General features: G+C 73.1%; 14 protein-coding genes, 1 tRNA gene and 1 pseudogene. 5 read left to right on the top strand and 11 right to left on the bottom strand.

Annotation, left to right across the window (positions count from 1 at the left end):
- Nucleotides 1-7 precede the first annotated feature (7 nt).
- Entirely contained in the window at nucleotides 8-1,765 is a 1,758-nt protein-coding gene (locus tag JOE43_RS07410; protein WP_209516525.1) for an alpha-amylase family glycosyl hydrolase, read from the top strand.
- 66 nt (nucleotides 1,766-1,831) lie between these two features.
- On the opposite strand, the gene JOE43_RS16165 is transcribed toward JOE43_RS07410, so the two are convergent.
- The 3 genes from JOE43_RS16165 to JOE43_RS07395 form a co-directional block, all read right to left on the bottom strand.
- Nucleotides 1,832-3,001 (bottom strand): M23 family metallopeptidase, encoded by a 1,170-nt coding sequence (locus JOE43_RS16165; protein ID WP_209516523.1) that lies wholly within the window; start codon nucleotides 2,999-3,001, stop codon nucleotides 1,832-1,834.
- Between the two features lie 222 nt (nucleotides 3,002-3,223).
- Complete coding sequence (locus JOE43_RS07400; protein WP_209516521.1) at nucleotides 3,224-4,075, bottom strand: inositol monophosphatase family protein; 852 nt, start codon at nucleotides 4,073-4,075, stop codon at nucleotides 3,224-3,226.
- A gap of 106 nt (nucleotides 4,076-4,181) precedes the next feature.
- Nucleotides 4,182-4,263 (bottom strand) — tRNA-Tyr (locus JOE43_RS07395).
- Between the two features lie 118 nt (nucleotides 4,264-4,381).
- Between JOE43_RS07395 and JOE43_RS16265 the strand changes: the two are divergent.
- Nucleotides 4,382-4,723 (top strand): annotated as a pseudogene (locus tag JOE43_RS16265) (type IV toxin-antitoxin system AbiEi family antitoxin domain-containing protein); the annotation flags it as partial.
- A 180-nt stretch (nucleotides 4,724-4,903) separates the two neighbouring features.
- Entirely contained in the window at nucleotides 4,904-5,479 is a 576-nt protein-coding gene (locus JOE43_RS07390; RefSeq protein ID WP_209516518.1) for an endonuclease domain-containing protein, read from the top strand.
- A gap of 345 nt (nucleotides 5,480-5,824) precedes the next feature.
- Here JOE43_RS07390 and cls read toward each other — a convergent pair whose 3' ends face one another.
- The 5 genes from cls to ubiE all read right to left on the bottom strand — a co-directional run bounded on the left by cls (nucleotide 5,825) and on the right by ubiE (nucleotide 11,274).
- On the bottom strand, nucleotides 5,825-7,291 hold the full coding sequence (gene cls, locus JOE43_RS07385; RefSeq protein ID WP_307803278.1) for a cardiolipin synthase: 1,467 nt from the start codon (nucleotides 7,289-7,291) through the stop codon (nucleotides 5,825-5,827).
- A 6-nt stretch (nucleotides 7,292-7,297) separates the two neighbouring features.
- Nucleotides 7,298-7,786: a YajQ family cyclic di-GMP-binding protein gene (locus JOE43_RS07380; protein WP_056052987.1), complete on the bottom strand. Its 489-nt coding sequence runs from the start codon at nucleotides 7,784-7,786 to the stop codon at nucleotides 7,298-7,300.
- Between the two features lie 126 nt (nucleotides 7,787-7,912).
- A complete protein-coding gene (locus JOE43_RS07375) occupies nucleotides 7,913-9,289 on the bottom strand; it encodes an FAD-dependent oxidoreductase (protein ID WP_209516515.1) in 1,377 nt (458 codons plus the stop codon).
- 119 nt (nucleotides 9,290-9,408) lie between these two features.
- Nucleotides 9,409-10,494 (bottom strand): polyprenyl synthetase family protein, encoded by a 1,086-nt coding sequence (locus JOE43_RS07370; protein WP_167258464.1) that lies wholly within the window; start codon nucleotides 10,492-10,494, stop codon nucleotides 9,409-9,411.
- Between the two features lie 45 nt (nucleotides 10,495-10,539).
- A complete protein-coding gene (gene ubiE / locus JOE43_RS07365; protein ID WP_056052980.1) occupies nucleotides 10,540-11,274 on the bottom strand; it encodes a bifunctional demethylmenaquinone methyltransferase/2-methoxy-6-polyprenyl-1,4-benzoquinol methylase UbiE in 735 nt (244 codons plus the stop codon).
- Between the two features lie 52 nt (nucleotides 11,275-11,326).
- Between ubiE and JOE43_RS07360 the strand changes: the two genes are divergently transcribed.
- Together JOE43_RS07360 and JOE43_RS07355 are read left to right on the top strand one after the other, a co-directional pair.
- Nucleotides 11,327-12,559: an isochorismate synthase MenF gene (locus tag JOE43_RS07360; protein ID WP_209516512.1), complete on the top strand. Its 1,233-nt coding sequence runs from the start codon at nucleotides 11,327-11,329 to the stop codon at nucleotides 12,557-12,559.
- A 101-nt stretch (nucleotides 12,560-12,660) separates the two neighbouring features.
- Nucleotides 12,661-14,022 carry an MFS transporter gene (locus JOE43_RS07355; RefSeq protein ID WP_209516509.1) on the top strand — a complete coding sequence of 454 codons (1,362 nt, stop codon included), beginning with the start codon at nucleotides 12,661-12,663 and terminating at the stop codon, nucleotides 14,020-14,022.
- A gap of 32 nt (nucleotides 14,023-14,054) precedes the next feature.
- On the opposite strand, the gene JOE43_RS07350 is transcribed toward JOE43_RS07355, so the two are convergent.
- The 3 genes from JOE43_RS07350 to JOE43_RS07340 form a co-directional block, all read right to left on the bottom strand.
- Nucleotides 14,055-14,906 (bottom strand): PPK2 family polyphosphate kinase, encoded by an 852-nt coding sequence (locus JOE43_RS07350; RefSeq protein ID WP_209516506.1) that lies wholly within the window; start codon nucleotides 14,904-14,906, stop codon nucleotides 14,055-14,057.
- Between the two features lie 91 nt (nucleotides 14,907-14,997).
- The gene (menD, locus tag JOE43_RS07345; RefSeq protein ID WP_209519128.1) at nucleotides 14,998-16,770 is read right to left on the bottom strand and encodes a 2-succinyl-5-enolpyruvyl-6-hydroxy-3-cyclohexene-1-carboxylic-acid synthase; all 1,773 of its coding nucleotides are present in this window, start codon (nucleotides 16,768-16,770) and stop codon (nucleotides 14,998-15,000) included.
- Nucleotides 16,771-16,852: 82 nt separating this feature from the next.
- Entirely contained in the window at nucleotides 16,853-17,212 is a 360-nt protein-coding gene (locus tag JOE43_RS07340) for a PLD nuclease N-terminal domain-containing protein (protein ID WP_167258456.1), read from the bottom strand.
- Nucleotides 17,213-17,232 lie beyond the last annotated feature (20 nt).

Here is a 17,232-nt window from a genome sequence, read left to right as displayed (position 1 = left end):
TGGGCGCATGTCCTCTACCGAGACCACGGGCGACACGCTCGACTCCCCCTCCGAGACCGACGTCCAGGCACCCGCCGATCCCGAGACGGAGGGCCTCGCCACCTCAGCCGACGACCTCGAGTGGTGGCGCACCGCCGTCATCTACCAGGTCTACCCGCGCTCCTTCGCCGACGGCGACGGCGACGGGGTGGGCGACCTCCCCGGCATCACGGCCCGGCTCGACGCCCTGGTCGAGCTCGGCGTCGACGCCGTCTGGCTGTCGCCGTTCTACACGTCGCCCCAGGCCGACGCCGGCTACGACGTCGCCGACTACACCGACGTCGACCCGCTCTTCGGCACGCTGGCGGACTTCGACTCCCTGCGCGCCCGCGCGACCGAACTCGGCCTGCGCCTCATCGTCGACCTGGTGCCCAACCACTCGTCGTCGGCCCACGTCTGGTTCCGGGAGGCCCTCGCGGCCGCGCCCGGGTCGCCCGAGCGCGCCCGGTACATGTTCCGCGAGGGGCGGGGAGCCGAGGGCGAGCTGCCGCCGAACAACTGGGAGTCGATCTTCGGCGGCCCGGCGTGGAGCCGCATCACCGAGGCCGACGGCAGCCCCGGCCAGTGGTACCTGCACCTCTTCGACTCGTCACAGCCCGACCTCGACTGGACGAACCCCTGGGTGCGCTCCACCTTCCTCGACGTGCTCCGCTTCTGGCTCGACCGCGGCGTCGACGGCTTCCGGGTCGACGTCGCCCACGGCCTGGTCAAGGCCGAGGGCCTGCCCGACTACACCCCGCCGGCCGACGCGGGCAGCATGGGCGGCGGCCTCGGCGAGGACCGCACCCCGCCCTACTGGGGCCAGGACGGCGTGCACGAGATCTGGCGCGAGTGGCGCCGGGTGCTCGACGAGTACCCGGGCGACCGCGTGCTCGTCGCCGAGGCCTGGGTCGAGCCGCTCTCGAAGCTGGCGAACTGGGTGCGCCCCGACGAGATGCACCAGGCGTTCAACTTCGCCTACCTCGAGACGGGCTGGTCGGCCGCCGAGATCCGCCGCGTCGTCGACTCGTCGATCGAGGTCTTCGCGAGCGTCGGCGCCCCGAGCACCTGGGTGCTGAGCAACCACGACGTCGTCCGCCACGCGAGCCGGCTCGCCCTCACCGCCGAGAACCCGCAGGGTCACGGCATCGGCCCGCGCAGCCCCGGCCTGCCGATCCCCGAGCTCGGCCTGGCGCGGGCCCGTGCCGCGACGGCCGTCATGCTCGCCCTCCCCGGGAGCGCCTACCTCTACCAGGGCGAGGAGCTGGGGCTGCCGGAGGCGGTGGACCTGCCCGACGAGGCGCGTCAGGACCCGACGTGGTTCCGCACGGACGGTGAGCGCTACGGCCGCGACGGCTGCCGTGTGCCGCTGCCCTGGGAGTCGGGGTCGCCCGCCTTCGGGTTCAGCGAGACCGGCGCCTCCTGGCTGCCGCAGCCCGACGACTGGAGCACCTACGCGCGCGACGAGCAGCGCGGGGTGCCCGGGTCGACCCTCGAGCTCTACCGCTCGGCCCTGGCCCTCCGCTCGGAGCACGAGCTCGGCGCGGGGCGTCTCGAGTGGCTGAGCGGCTGGTCGGACGACGTGGTGGCCTTCCGCAACGGCGACGTCGTGGTGCTCGCGAACACCGGCGAGGTGCCCGTCGAGCTTCCCGTCGCCGACGTGCTGCTCTCGACCATGGCCCTCGACGGTCCGGCTCTGCCCGCCAACGCCGCCGTCTGGCTGCGGGCGGAGGGCGTCACCGGCTGAGGCCGCCCGCCCACGACGAAGCCCCCCGGCCGGTGCCGGGGGGCTTCGTCGTGCGAGGGGGGTGCGTCAGTTGGTGTTGGCCTGGAGCCAGGGGTACGGGTCGACGGGCACGCCGGCGAGGTGGATCTCGAAGTGCAGGTGCGCGCCGGTGCTGTTGCCGGTGCTGCCGACCTTGCCGACGAGCTGACCGACGGTGACGGTGTCGCCCACCTTCACCTCGACGGAGCCGGTCTGCATGTGCGAGTAGGTCGAGGTGACCTTCTGGCCGTCGATGACGTGCTCGATCTCGACGTGGTTGCCGAAGGCGCCCGACGGGCCGGTGACGACGCTGACGGTGCCGTCGGCGATGGCCTGGATGGGCGACCCGGCGCCGGGCACGAAGTCGAGGCCCTCGTGGAAGGTGGAGCAGAAGCTGCAGTTCGAGACCTGGCGGGCGCCGAAGCCGCTGCTGATCGGCACGCCGGTCTGGAAGGGCCACTGGACGGTGCCGGCCATGTCGTTCGAGAACGTGCTCGAGCTGGTCGACGCGTACTCGGAGGCGACCTTCATCTCGGTGACCGAGTAGCCGTCGCGGCTCACGTCGTCGTCGGTCGCTCCGCCCGCGACGAAGCTCTGGGCGGCCGCGGCGCTCTTCTTCGCGACGGTGGCCTCGGGGGTGTCGACGAAGAAGGCGTTGGCGGGCACCGACGTGGCCACGAGCATCGCGCCCGCGAACATCATCGCGCCGACGACGGTGACGCGCTTGGAGGTGCGTTGGAAGGCCGAGGGAGCCGTGCGGGCCGCCGGGGTCGACCGGGCGGAGGCGGTGGTCGCGGCGGCGGGGCTCGCGGACCGGGTGCGGCGCGGGCCGGCGGCGGCACGCGGCGCCGCGGCGGGGCGCTGGGGTGCGGAAGGACGCTGGGGTGCGGTGCGGCCACGACGGGAGGCGGCCTCGGCGGCCCGCAGGGAGGCGCGGGTCGGCAGGGCCTGCTGAGCGGCGACCTCGGGGCCGGCGACCGTCGGGACGGTGGTCTCGGCGACGACGGGCTGAGCGGCCGCGGCAGCGGGGGCGATCGTGGCGGGGGCCGGCGTGGCGGGGCCCGCCGCGGCGGCGCGGCGCTCGGCCTCGCGGGCTTCGCGACGGGTGAGGAAGACGGGAGCAGGGGCCTCGCCGGTGGGTGTCGTCAGAGCATCGTCGGCTCGGGGCGACGGAGTCTCGTCGCGGTCGTGCTCGGCGAAGGTCTGGGGGTTCGACACGTCGTGATGGTCCTCGGGGTCGTCGGGACGGAGAGGCGGATGCACCCTCTTCTTCTCGGCCGCTACACCGGTGACTCAGGTCACGGAAAAGTAACGAACCAGTCAAGGGTAGCCGCTCAGGCCACGGATGGCTACCCGAGTCAGGGGGTCATGTCCGTCGTGGCATGTCAGATCCGGAGTCCCGAGACTCGAGAACGGGGCCGTCGACCCCGCTCGATCCGCTCAGATCCGGGCCTCGACGACCGCCCGCCAGAGCGCGTCGGCGATGTTCGGGGCGGCGGCCGAGGTCAGGCGTCCGCCCTCGGCGGAATCGTCCGACGCGCGGACGACGGCGCCCGCCTCCTCGGCGACGAGCGCGCCCGCGGCGTGGTCCCACGGCTTCAGGCCGCGCTCGACGTAGGCGTCGAGCCGTCCGGTCGCGACCGCGCAGAGATCGAGCGAGGCCGCTCCCTGCCGCCGGATGTCCCGGACCTTCCCGATCAGCCGTCCCACGGCGGCGACCTGCTCGACGCGACGCTCGGCCTCGTACGAGAAGCCCGTCGCCACGAGCGACTCCGCCAGCGTGGCCGGGGAGGACGGACGGAGGCGCTGGTCGCCCAGCCACGCGCCTCCCCCTCGGGACGCCGTCCAGGTCTCGCCCGACGACGGGTTCACGACGCAGCCGGCGAGCGCCCGCCAGGTGCCCGGCACCGGGTCGCCCTCGACGACGGCGACGCTGACGGCCCACTGCGGCATCCCGTACAGGAAGTTCACCGTGCCGTCGATGGGGTCGACGACCCAGGTGAGGCCCGTGGTCGAGCCGTGCTCGGCGCCCTCCTCGCCGAGGAAGCCGTCGCCGGGGCGCAGCTCGGCCAGGCGGGCACGGAGGTGCTCCTCGACCTCGCGGTCGGTGTGGGTGACCACGTCGACGACGCTGCTCTTCGTCGCGGCGACGGCGACGCCCTCGGAGCGGCGGCGGGCGGCGAGCGCCGCCGCCTCGACGGCGACCGTGCGGGCCACCTCGAGCAGGGCGGCGGGCGAGGTCGCGGAGGTGGCGGGGGCGGGCTCGGACGTGGCGTCGGGCTGGTCGGTCATGGTGCTCCGTCGGTCGGTGTCGTCGCCGCGCCCGGAACGACGGAACGGACCCGAGGTCTCGAGTCCGTTCCGTGGTGTCGACGTGGGTGATCACGTCGAACGGGGGTGGCAAGTGAGGGATTCGAACCCCCGAAGGCTACGCCGGCTGATTTACAGTCAGATCCCTTTGGCCGCTTGGGTAACTTGCCATGCACGCCCGGCCCATGTGTTCACCGACCGGAGGCGCCCGACAAATATACAGCCTCCCGAGCCCCCTCACGACCACCCCCGCCTCCCCCGCCACCCTCCGCGGCAAATGCCGACCAGATGCGATGCAATACCGGGATTTCCCTCGATCAGTCCACGCCTAGGAGGAGACAAGTCGGCATTTGCGCCGAAGGGGCGAGAGCGGGCCCGTGTCCACAGCCAGGGCGCCCGGCATCCCCTCCGCTGTTCGACGAACGGTCATCGGTCCACCGGCAGAGCGACGGTGAGCGGCTGCCTCGCCCTGGGCCGCGCCAGAGTCCTGCCATGAACGAGCTGCTGCGCCTGACCACGGATCGTCTCGGCGGTGTCGCCCATCGTCGAGAACTGCTCGCAGCGGGCTGTTCGAGGCACGACGTCGACGACGCCTGGCGGAGCGGGACGCTCCAGCGCATCCGGCACGGCCTCTACGGCCGACCGGACCTCCCTGAGCCCGTCGTGCGAGCGGCGAGGGTCGGGGGCGTGCTGGCAGGGTCGTCGGCACTGGTGGCCCGAGGCGCATGGCGAGCACCACGACAGCCCCTCGTCGTGTCGGTCGACCACAACGCCCGGGACCTTCGTGATCCGGACGACGCGGGCCGACGCTTGGACGATGACCACCCCGACGTCCAGGTGCTCCGTGACCGGAGCCGTCTCGGGGGGTGCGACCGCGTGATGGTGACCCCGTCCGAGGCGGCGGCCCAGGCCCTCCTGCACCCGCCCGGGGATCTCGCGCTCTCGATCGCGGTCGTCGACTCCGCGCTGAGGCTGCCCCCGGAGGGCCGCCCGCGACTCGCTGACGTCGCCCGTCTCCTCCGATCGGGCCGGGCCCGCGAGCTCCTCCGTCTGGTCGACGCTCGAGCGGAGTCGGGCACCGAATCCGTCGTCCGTGTCCGGCTCCTGGAGGCGGGCGTCCGCGCCGACGTCCAGGTGTGGGTCTCCGACAGGTACCGGGTGGACTTGCTGGTCGACGGCTGGCTCGTCATCGAGTGCACGAGCTGGGAGTTCCACGCTTCGCCCCAGCAGTACGCCGACGACAGACGGAGAACGGTCGCCCTCACCACCGCCGGCTACGTGGTCCTCGAGGTGACCTACCGGCAGGTGTTCGAGGAGTGGGACACGGTCCTCGCTGCCGTCCGACACCTCCTCGCCACTGCTCGTCCCCGGCAGATGCCCCGGTGACGCCGGATGATGCACATCGGAGGATCCGACCCGCCGTCGCGCCTTGGCCTCGGCCTGGGCCTGGGCCTGGGCCTGGGCCTGCAGAACCCGACCGACGCCTCCCTGATGACCGGATATCCGCGTACTACGCGAACTGGATCTCGCAAATTGTCGGCATTTGCTGCCTTTGGGGGCGGGCGGAGGCGCGGGGCAGGCGGGCGGAGGCGCGGGGCAGGCGGGCGGAGGCGCGGGGCAGGCGGGCGGGCCGGAAGCCGGGGCAGAGGACCGGCTGGAGGCGCGGGTCAGGCCGGCAGGCAGCCGCCAGCACCGCAGCCGCAGCCGCCAGCCGCAGCGCCCGGCGCCCGGCTACTGCACCGCGGAGGTGAGGCGGGCGACGTTGTCGAGCACCTTCGAGCGGAAGGGGCGGACGAGCCACTCGTCGAGCAGGAGCTCGCGGCTGGCGTCGCGGTACGACTGCTCGACCTCGCGCAGCTGCCGCACGAAGCTCCGGCCGCGGATCATGACCGAGATCTCGAGGTTGAGGCTGAACGACCGCATGTCCATGTTGCTCGAGCCGATCACGGCGACCTCGTCGTCGACGGTGAGGTGCTTCGCGTGCAGCACCGTGGGCGACCGGTACAGGAAGATGCGCACGCCGGCCCGCAGCAGCGCCTCGTAGTACGAGCGCTGCGCGTGGTAGACGACAGCCTGGTCACCGATCTCGCTGACGAAGAGCTGCACCTCGATGCCGCGCTGCGCCGCGGTCGTGACCGCGTAGAGCATCGACTCGTCGGGCACGAAGTACGGGCTCGTGATGATGATGCGCTCCTGCGCGTTGTAGAGGAGCGTGTTGAAGAGCCGCAGGTTGTTCTCGCCGTCGAAGCCCGGGCCGCTCGGCACGACCTGGCAGTCGACCGTGGGCACGTCGTCGGCGACGACCACGGGGTCGGCCTCACGGAGCAGCAGCTCGTCGGTCTCCGAGTACCAGTCCGTGACGAAGAGCGCGTTGACGCCCGCGACGATCGGCCCCTCGAAGCGGACCATGAAGTCCTTCCACTGCAGCCCGCGCCGCCGGTTGCCGCGCCGCTGGTAGCCCCGCTCGATCATGTTCTGCGAGCCGGTGAAGGCGACCTGCCCGTCGATGACCAGCAACTTGCGGTGGTTGCGCAGGTCAGGCCGCTGATAGCGGCCCCGCAGCGGCTGCACGGGCAGCATGAGCTGCCACTCGACCCCGATGCGCGTGAGGCGGCGACGCGTCCGGCGGTAGCCGGGGTAGCCCCGGCTCGCGATGTGGTCCATCAGCACCCGCACCGTGACGCCGCGGCGGCGCGCGTTCTCGAGGGCGAGGAAGAAGGGCTCCGTCGTCGCGTCGAGGCTCGTGATGTAGAACTCGGCGTGCACCCAGCGATGGGCTCCGTCGACGGCCTCGACCATCGCCTCCATCGACCTCGCGTAGTCGGAGTGCAGCTCAGCGGTGTTGCCGCCCACGAGCGGCATGGCGCCGAGCGTGCGGTTCAGCGCGATCACCGAGTCGAGCCAGAGGGGCCAGGGGTGGTCGCGCGTCACGCGCTCCATGCCCTCGGTCGTCTCGACGATGTAGGTGTTGATCTCCTGCTGTTTCTCCCGCCGCCGACGCGGGAGCTTCGTGCTGCCGAAGAGCAGGAAGAGGAGGAACCCCACGTACGGGATGAGGAAGATCGCCAGCAGCCAGGCCGTCGCCGTCGTGGGCCGACGGTTGATCGGCACGTAGACGATCGCGAAGACGCGGATGGCGATGTCGAAGACGACGCCGAGCACCGCGACGGTGGCGGGCAGCCACGCGGGCTCGGTCACGGAGGGCTAGCGGAAGTTGACGAACTGCAGGTCGACGTCGAGGTCGGCCTTCTTCAGCAACGCCATCGTGGCCTGGAGGTCGTCACGGCTCTTCGACGTCACGCGCAGCTCGTCGCCCTGGATCTGGCTCTTGACGCTCTTCGGGGCCTCGTCGCGGATGATCTTGCCGATCTTCTTCGCGTGCTCCTGCTCGATGCCCTCCTTGAGGGCGGCCTCGATGCGGTACTCCTTGCCGCTCGCGAACGGCTCGCCCACGTCGAGGTGCTTCAGGCTGATGCTGCGCTTGATGAACTTCGACTCGAGCACGTCGAGGACGGCCTTGACGCGCTCCTCCGTAGAGGCCTTGAGGAGGAGCTTCTCGCCGCTCCAGTCGACCGAGGCGCCGACGTTCTTGAAGTCGTAGCGCTGCTCGATCTCCTTCTGTGCCTGGTGGAGGGCGTTGTCCGCCTCCATCTTGTCGACCTTGCTGACCACGTCGAAGGAGCTGTCTGCCATGACGGTCAGCTTAGCGGCGACGGCCGACCTCGGCCCGCGCCTCCCCCACGGACGACGACGCGCCCCCGGCCCGCCCCGCGAGGGGAAGGCGCCGGAGGCGCGGTCGAGGTCGACAGGGCGGGTCGCCTACGCGTCGGCGGACTCCACGGCCCGCGAGACGCGCACCATCTCGTCGCGAGGCACGACCTTGACGCGCGCCCGCTCGTGCTCGTGCGCCGAGCCGAGCGCCTGCTCGTGCTCGTCGAGTCGGTGCCAGCCCTCGAGGTCGGTGTAGGCCACTCCGCGCTGCTCGAGCAGGGCCGGCATCGCCTCCTCGGAGGGGTCGCCGGGCTGCCACCAGCTCGCCTGGTCGTTGATGACGTGCTTCACGGTCTCCATCGCGTCGGACTTCGTGTGCCCGATGAGGCCGACCGGCCCGCGCTTGATCCAGCCGGTGGCGTAGACGCCGGGGACGATCTGGTTCTCGTCGTCCATCACCTGGCCCTCGTGGTTCGGGATCACGCCGCGACGCTCGTCGAAGGGGATGCCGTCGAGCGGCGAGCCGAAGTAGCCGACGGCGCGGTAGATCGCCTGCACGGGCACGTCGCGGATCTCGCCGGTGCCCTCGACGCCGCCCTGGCCGTCGGGCCGGGTGCGCTCGTACCGGAAGGCCGCGACGCGGCCCTGCTCGTCGCCGACGACCTCCACGGGCTTGGCGTAGAAGTGCAGGTGCAGGCGGCGCGACGCCGTGCCGACCTCGCGCTGGCGCCACTGGTTCAGCACCTTGTCGATGACGAAGACCTGCTTGTTCGTCGCGATGGCGGTCTTCGACGCCTCGTCGTGGTCGAAGTCCTCGTCGTGGACGATCATGTCGACGTCGCGCACCTCGCCGAGCTCGCGGAGCTCGAGCGGGGTGAACTTCACCTGCGCCGGCCCCCGGCGCCCGAAGACGTGCACGTCGGTGATCGACGACTGCTTGAGCCCCTCGTAGACGTTGTCGGGGATCTCGGTCGGCAGCAGGTCGTCGGCGTGCTTCGCGAGGATGCGCGACACGTCGAGGGCGACGTTGCCGACGCCCACGACGGCGACCGACTGCGCGTCGAGCGGCCACGTGCGCGGGAAGTCGGGGTGGCCGTCGAACCAGCTGACGAAGTCGGCGGCGCCGTAGCTGCCCTCGAGGTCGATGCCGGGCACGTCGAGGTCGGCGTCCTTGATGGCGCCGGTCGAGAAGATGACGGCGTTGTAGTGCGCCTTGAGGTCGTCGAGGGTGATGTCGACGCCGTAGCGGACGTTGCCGAAGACGCGGATGTCGCCGCTGTCGAGCACGTCGCGCAGCGCGTTGACGATGCCCTTGATGCGGGGGTGGTCGGGGGCGACGCCGTAGCGGACGAGGCCGTACGGCGCGGGCAGCTGCTCGAAGAGGTCGATCGACACGTCGAAGGCCTTCTCGGCCTTGAGCAGGATGTCGGCGGCGTAGATGCCGGCGGGGCCGGCGCCGACGATGGCCAGACGCAAGGTGGTCACGGGGGTTCTCCCTCTGGTGGGTGGCGCGGGGGTGCCGGCCGGTGGTCGGTGCGGGGCACCGCAGGTCGTGGTGGTGCTGTCGTGGTTCGGAGCCGAGGCCCCGGGAGGCGCGGTGCCCGTCAGGCGGAGCGCTCGACCACCCGGTCGGCGAACCGGGTCAGTGCCTTCTTGACGGGCCCGGACGGCAGGGGCGCCAGCGCCTCGAGGGCCTCGTTCGCCCAGCGGTGCGCCTCGAGCCGGGTGCGCTCGGTGACCTCGTGCTCGCGGAGCTGGCGAACGATGTCGGCGAACGCCTCCTCGTCGACGCGGGGCGCCTCGTCGTCGTCGGCCTGGGTGACCTCGACGACGCGCTCGATGAGGCCGAGCAGGGCCGCGGCCTCCATGTCGGTCTGCGCCTCCTTGCGGAGGTACAGGAGCGGCAGGGTGACGACGCCGGCCCGGAGGTCGGTGCCGGCGGCCTTGCCGGTGTGGTCGGCGGGGTCGGAGAGGTCGATGACGTCGTCGATCAGCTGGAACGCGATGCCGATCTTCTCGCCGAAGGTCGCGACGGGCTCGAGGTACTCGCGGGGAGCACCGGAGAACATCACTCCGGCGCGGGCGGCCGTCGAGATGAGCGACCCGGTCTTGTCGGCCAGCACGTCGATGTAGTGGGCGATGGGGTCGTCGTCGGCCTTCGGCCCGATCGTCTCGTGCAGCTGGCCGAGGCAGAGGCGCTCGAACGTCTCGGCCTGCAGCAGGATCGCCTCCTGGCCGAGGCCCGAGACGATGGTGCTGGCGCGGGCGAAGAGCAGGTCGCCGCTGAGGATGGCGACGTTGTTGCCCCAGACCGTCTGGGCGCTCGGCACGCCCCGGCGCATCTGCGCTTCGTCCATGACGTCGTCGTGGTAGAGCGACGCCAGGTGCGTGATCTCCGTCGCCTGCGCCGAGGCGACGATGCCGGGGGTCGCCCCCTCGCCGAGCTGGGCGATGAGGAGCGTCAGCGTGGGCCGGACGCGCTTGCCGCCGGCGGCGAGCAGGTAGCGGGTCGTCGCGTCGGCGATCTCGTCCGCGAAGGCGATCTCGCGGAGCAGGCCGGACTCGACCAGCTCGAGGCCGTCGTCGACGGCCGCGACGAAGCGGCGCTCGGCGGGCGAGGCGAAGAGCTTCTCGCCGAGGCCGAGGCTCGCGCTCAGGGAGTTGCGGGTCAGCGGCACGCTCGGGTTCATGGGGGTCACCTTGTCGTCTGGTCGGGCAGGACCGGCGTGGGTCGGTTACTTCGCCGTCGAGGACGAGGAGGCGCGCGAGGGCGTCGAGGAGGGCTTGCGACCCCGGTGCAGGGCCACGATGCCCGCGCTCAGGTTCCGGTGCGCGACCCGCGTGAAGCCGGCGCCGCGCAGCCACTGGCTGAGCACCTGCTGCTCGGGCCACTTCTCGATCGACTCGGCGAGGTAGGAGTAGGCGGGGCTGTTGCTGCTGGTGACCTTGGAGATCAGGGGCAGCCCGACGCGGAGGTACGCGTGGTACGCCGCGCGGAGCAGGCCGAACGGCGGCGTCGAGAACTCGCACACGACGAGGCGGCCGCCGGGCTTGAGCACCCGGTGCATCTCGGCGAGCGCGACCTTCGGCCGGTTGACGTTGCGGAGGCCGAACGAGATTGTGACGGCGTCGAAGGTGTCGTCGTCGAAGGGCAGCGACTCGGCGTCGCCCTCGACGAACTCGATCTCGGGGTGGCGCTGGCGACCGACCTCGACCATGCCGTGAGAGAAGTCGAGCGCGATCACCTCGGCCCCGCGGCGCGCGATGGCGACGGAGCTCGTCCCGGTGCCGGCGGCGATGTCGAGGACCTTGTCGGCCGGGCCCGCGCCGATGGCCTTCACGGTCGCGACGCGCCACAGGACGGCGTTGCCCGCGGAGAGCACGTCGTTCGTGCGGTCGTAGTGCTGGGCGACGCCGTCGAACATGGACGCGACCTCGCTGGGCTGCTTGTTCATATCGGCCTTGGTCACGATGGTGGATCCTACCGGCATGCACTGGGCGCTGCCCGAGTAGGCTGACGCGGTGGATCTCCCGTCGCCGCGCGTCCCGTCCCTCTCCGTCCGCACCACCCAGATCGACCACATCAGCCCCCTGCTCGACGTCGTCGACCGCAGGTCGCCGCTCGTGTTCGTGCGCGGCGGCGCCGGCATGGCCGGCATCGGCGAGGCCGTCCGGCTCGAGTTCTCCGGCCCCTCGCGCATGCGCGACGCGGCGGCCGCCTGGCGCGAGCTGGCCGGCCGAGCGACCGTCGACGACGAGGTCCGCGTGCCGGGCACCGGCCTGATCGCCTTCGGCTCGTTCGCCTTCGACGACGAGTCCGCCGACACGAGCGTGCTGATCGTGCCGAGCATCGTCATCGGCCGTCGTGACGGCGTCGCGTGGATCACCCGCGTCGACGGGGCCGAGCTGCCCGCGGGCACGCCCGTGGGGGCCTCGGTGCGCCTCCGCCTGCGGGAGGGCGAGCTGTCGGCCGCGGGCTACGCCGACGCCGTCGCCCGGGCCGTCGACGCCATCAGCGCCGGCGACGTCAGCAAGGTGGTGCTCGCCCGCGACCTCGTCGGGCAGCTGCCGCCCGAGGCCGACCTGCGCCTCGTCGCCGCCACGCTGCTCACCGCCTACCCGGACTGCTACGCCTTCGCGGTCGACGGGCTGATCGGCGCGAGCCCCGAGACCCTCGTGCGCTCGGAGCGCGGCGAGGTCTCGGCGCGCGTGCTCGCGGGCAGCGCCGCCCGGGGCGTCGACGCCGTGAGCGACGAGCGCGCCGCCCACGCCCTGGCGACCTCGCCCAAGGACCTCGACGAGCACGCCTTCGCGCTCCGCAGCCTGCTGCTCTCGCTCGGCCCGCACGCCACCGACGTCGTGACGGGCGAGCAGCCGTTCACCCTCAAGCTGCCCAACCTCTGGCACCTGGCGAGCGACGTGCGCGGGCGCCTGACCGACGGGTCGAGCTCGCTCGACCTGATCGACTCGCTGCACCCCACGGCCGCCGTGGCCGGCACGCCGACCCGCGAGGCGCTCGCGCTGATCCGCGAGCTCGAGCCGTTCGACCGCGGCCGCTACGCCGGGCCCGTCGGCTGGGTCGGCGCCGACGGCGACGGCGAGTGGGCGATCGCCCTGCGCTGCGCCCACGTCTCACCCACGGGCGAGGTGCGCGCCTTCGCCGGCGCCGGCGTCGTGGCCGAGTCCGTCCCCGAGCGCGAGGTCGCCGAGACCACCATGAAGTTCCAGCCCGTCGTGCAGGCGTTCTCGCAGTGACGTCGCCGGGGGCGCGAGGGGGCGCGGGGCAGGACGCTCCGCGGGGGGCCGGAGCCGGGGAGGCGCGGGCCGGCCAGGGCTGGTCGCGACCGGTCGCGCTCGTGGTCGCAGCGGCCTTCTTCATGGAGAACCTCGACGCCACGATCCTGTCGACGGCCACCGCCTCCGTCGCGGCAGACTTCCGAGTGCAGCCCGCGCAGCTCGGCATCGCCGTCACGGGCTACCTCGTCGCCGTCGCCGCGTTCATCCCGCTCGGCGCCTGGCTCGCGGAGCGGTGGGGCGCCCGACGGGTGTTCCTCGCCGCCGTGGTGCTCTTCACGCTGGCGTCGGTGGCCTGCGCGCTGAGCGGCGACCTCGTCTCGCTGACGGCGTCGCGCGTGGTGCAGGGGCTCGCCGGCAGCATGATGGTGCCGATCGGGCGGCTGATCGTGCTCCGCAGCACGGAGAAGTCCGAGCTCATCCGCGCCATCGCCTACCTGACCTGGCCGGCGCTCGTCGCCCCCGTCGTCGCCCCGCTGATCGGCGGGCTGCTGACGGAGCACCTCGGCTGGCAGTGGGTCTTCCTCGTCAACGTGCCGGTCGGAGTCGCCCTCCTCGTCGTCGCGTGGCGGGTCGTGCCGAGCCCGGAGCCGGGCGACCCCCAGCCTCTCGACGTGGTCGGCCTGCTGCTCGTCGTGACGTCGATCGTCTCGCTGGTGGTGGCCTTCGACCTGCTGGGCGCCCCGTCGACGGTCGCCCTCGGGGCGGCCCTCGTGGTCGTCGCGCTGCTCGCGGGCGTGGCGGCCGTGCGGTGGTTCCGGCGCGCACGGCACCCGCTGCTCGACCTGGCGGCGTTCCGCATCGGCTCGTTCCGCGTGACGAACCTCAGCGGCTCGCTCTACCGCGCGGTCGTCAACGGCGTGCCGTTCGTCGTGCCCCTGCTGCTGCAGGACGGCTTCGGCTGGTCGCCGGTCGAGGCCGGCGTGATGCTGATGTGGGTCTTCGTCGGCAACCTCGCCGTCAAGCCGCTCACCACTCCCCTGCTGCACCGCTTCCGGGTCGTGCCGATCATCGTCGTCGCGACCGTCGGGCTCGCCGCGACCTTCGTCGCGACGGCGCTCGTGCGGCCCGACGACTCGCCGGTGCTGGTCGCGGCGGTGCTGCTGCTGAGCGGCGTGTTCCGCTCGGTGGGCTTCACTGCCTACAACACCCTGCAGTTCGCCGACGTGCCCGCGCCGATGATCGGCCCGGCGAACGCCATCGCGTCCATCACGAGCCAGCTCGCCGTCGGCCTCGGGGTCGCCGTGACCGCCCTCGCCGTCCGCCTCGCCGACCTCGCGGCGTCCGCCGACGGCGGCTCCGACCCGGCCACCGGGTACCAGGTGGCGCTCGTCGTGCTCGCGGCGCTCGCCCTCGTCAGCCTGCCGGAGGGCCTCCGACTGCCCAAGGGAACCGGCGACGCCCTCCGGAGCCGCGCCTCCTGACGGAGTGCCCCCGAGGGCGCTCCGGCGGCGGATCACGTCGAGGCGAGCCGCACCTTCTCCAGCTCGACGTCGTACGGCGCGGCCGGCCAGCGCGGGTCGCGCGCCCTCAGCGCCGCCGTCAGCAGGCGCTGCACGGCGACGCGCGCGTACCACTTGCGGTCGGCGGGCACGACGAACCACGGCGCCGCCTCCGTGCTCGTGCGCCGGATGGCCGTCTCGTACGCCTCCTGGTAGTCCGACCAGAGCAGGCGGTCGTCGAGGTCGCCGGGCACGTACTTCCAGTGCTTCTCCGGGTCGTCGAGACGGGCTCGCAGCCGCTCGCCCTGCTCGTCGCGCGAGATGTGCAGCATGACCTTGACGATCGTCGTGCCCGACTCCACCAGCTCGCGCTCGAAGGCGACGATGTCGTCGTAGCGCTGCTCGACCTCCTCGGGCGACGCGAGGCGACGCACCTTGCCGATCAGCACGTCCTCGTAGTGCGAGCGGTCGAAGACGCCGATCATGCCGGGGCCGGGCAGCTCACGGCGCACGCGCCAGAGGAAGTCGTGCGCGAGCTCCTCCTCGGTGGGCTGCTTGAACGCGTGGTGGGCGACGCCCTGCGGGTCGACCGACCCCACGACGTGACGGACGACGCCGCCCTTGCCCGAGGTGTCGGTGCCCTGCAGCACGAGGAGGACGGAGCCCTGGTCGCCGCCCGTCCGGCTGCTGGCGAAGAGGCGCTCCTGGAGGTCGCTCAGCGCCTCCCGGCCGGACTCGAGCACCTGCCGCGCGTAGCCCTTGTCGCCCGCGAACCCCGGCGTCGACCGGGGGTCGACGTCGGCGAGGGCGAAGTCGGTGCCCGCACGGAGGATCTCGGCGGGCTCGGACGTCCAGGTGGTGGCCATGCGGCCGAGCCTACGTGCGGCGGGCCGGCGGGGGCCGGGCGGAGTCGCGGGCCGACCGCCGAGGCGGGGCAGGGTCGCCGACCGCCGGGCCTCACCGCGCGAGCGGGACCTCGATCAGCACCGGGCCGTCCCAGCGGCGGGCCAGCGCCTGGTCGAGCTCGGCCCGGGTCGCGGCCCGCACGTGGTGCCAGCCGTAGGCGGCGGCCAGCGGGGCGAGCGCGACGCTCTGCGGGGTGAACTGGACCCGGGTCATCGCGTCGGCGGGCGCCGTCGCCGACACCTCGAGGCCGTCGAAGATCGTGCCGCCGCCGTCGTTGCCCACGACGACCTGCAGGCGGGGGCGCACCTCGCCGTCGCCGAAGAGGAGCGAGCCGACGTCGTGCAGCAGGGTGAGGTCGCCGAGCAGCACGCGCGTCACGCCGGGCCGCGACTCGTCGAGCTGGCTCGCGAGGGCGATTCCGGTCGCGGTCGCGACGGTGCCGTCGATGCCGGCGAGGCCGCGGTTCGCGTGGACGGGCACCTTCTTGCCGGGCACGACCTCGTCGACCTCGCGGATGAGCCGCGAGGCGCCGAGCACGAGGCGGTCGTGCGGCCAGGTGACGCGCCAGAGCGTCTCGGCCAGGGCCCGTCGCGTGACCCCGCGGCGCAGCAGCTGCACCTCGCCGCGGAGGAACTCCGCCCGCACCGAGGCGTCGTCGCTCGTCGCGGCGTCGAGGTCGGGCGCCTGCTCCGGGTCGCCGACGAGCGCGCGGCCGGCGTGCACCCAACGGCCCACCCAGGCCCGGTGGGCACGGTCGTCGGGGGCGCCTCCCCCACCGGCGGCGACCTCGACGGCGGCGACCACGGTCGCGCGGCGGCTGGGGTCGTAGGCGTCGGCGGTGCGGCCGCGGACGACGACGACCTCGACGTCGCGGCGCCCCAGCAGGGCGGGCACCTGACGGGTCAGGGTCGGGTGGCCGACGACCACCACGCGGCGGACGAGCCCGCCGAACTCCGGGTCGGCGAGCAGCGTGCGCCACCCGAGGGCGAGGTTCGGACCGAAGTGCGCCCCGCTCGAGACCTCCGCCACGAGGGGGGCACCGAGCTCGCGGGCGAGGCGCTCCGCGTCGGGCCCCGCGTCGTGCCCCGCCACGACCACCGTGGCCGGGTCGTCGTCGACGGAGATCCGGTGGGCGGGCCCCGGGGAGGCGGGGGCCACCTCGGCCGGGCGGGCTGCGGGCAGCGTCGTCACGGCCGCCGAGAGCGGCTCGCGCAGCGCGACGTTCAGCTGGACGGGGCCGGGAGTGTCGCGGCCGTCGTCGCCGCCGGCCCCGAGCGAGGCCGCGACCGCCGCCCGGGCCAAGCGACGGACGGCCTCGACGTCGACGTCGCCCTCGGACGGCGCCTCGACGTCGCGCACCCACGGGACGGCCGGGCCGAAGAGACCGGGCTGCACGGTCGTCTGGTTGCTGCCGACGCCCCGCAGCTCGACCGGCCGGTCGGCGGTGAGGAGGACGAGCGGCACCCCGGAGTGGTGGGCCTCCAGGACGGCCGGGTGGAGGTTCGCCACGGCCGTGCCGGAGGTCGTCACGACCGCGGTCGGCCGGCCGGTCTCGACGGCGAGGCCGAGGGCGGTGAAGCCGGCGCTCCGCTCGTCGATCCGCACGCGGAGGCGGAGGCGGCCCGCCCGCTCGAACTCGGCGGCCGCGAGCGCCAGGGCCTGCGACCGCGAGCCGGGGCTGAGGACGAGCTCGTGCACGCCCGCGTCGACGAGCGCGGCGAGCAGCGCGACGGCGTAGTCGGTGGCGACGCTGCCGGAGCGTTCCGCGCCGAGCCCGCGGTCGGTGCCGCTGCCGGCGTCGTCGGCGGGCCATCCGGCGGACACGTCGGTGTCGGCCTCGGCCTCGCCCTGGTCGGCGTCGTGGTCGTCGGGCACCGCGGAGCCCGAGGAGTCGGTGCTCACGGCCTCAGGCCGTGCCGGTCTTGTCGTCGTTGTCGAGCTCGGAGAGCTCCTGCTCGAGGCGTCGGATGCGCTCGTCGGTGGTCTCCCGGTCGAGGTCGGTCACCGTGGCGGCCGAGCGGCCGGAGAAGTCGGGGTCGTCGTCGGGGGCGATGAACCGGCGCTGCGGGCCCCGGCCTGCCTTGCGGGCCCGGCCGAGCAGGAACCAGAGGACGGCGCCGACGACGGGCAGCAGGACGATGATCGCCGCCCAGAGCGGCTTGTTCAGCGCCCGGAACCGGCTCGACTCCGCGAAGAGGCAGTCGACGAGGGCGTAGATCACGAACGCCGACGCTGCGACGATCGCCACCACCCAGAACTTGACCATGGCGACGATCATAGGCGTCG

This window comes from Frigoribacterium sp. PvP121 (assembly GCF_017833115.1).
Lineage (GTDB): Bacteria > Actinomycetota > Actinomycetes > Actinomycetales > Microbacteriaceae > Frigoribacterium > Frigoribacterium endophyticum.
Note: the sequence above shows the minus strand (reverse complement) of the source record. Positions and strands in the feature narration are given on the sequence as shown.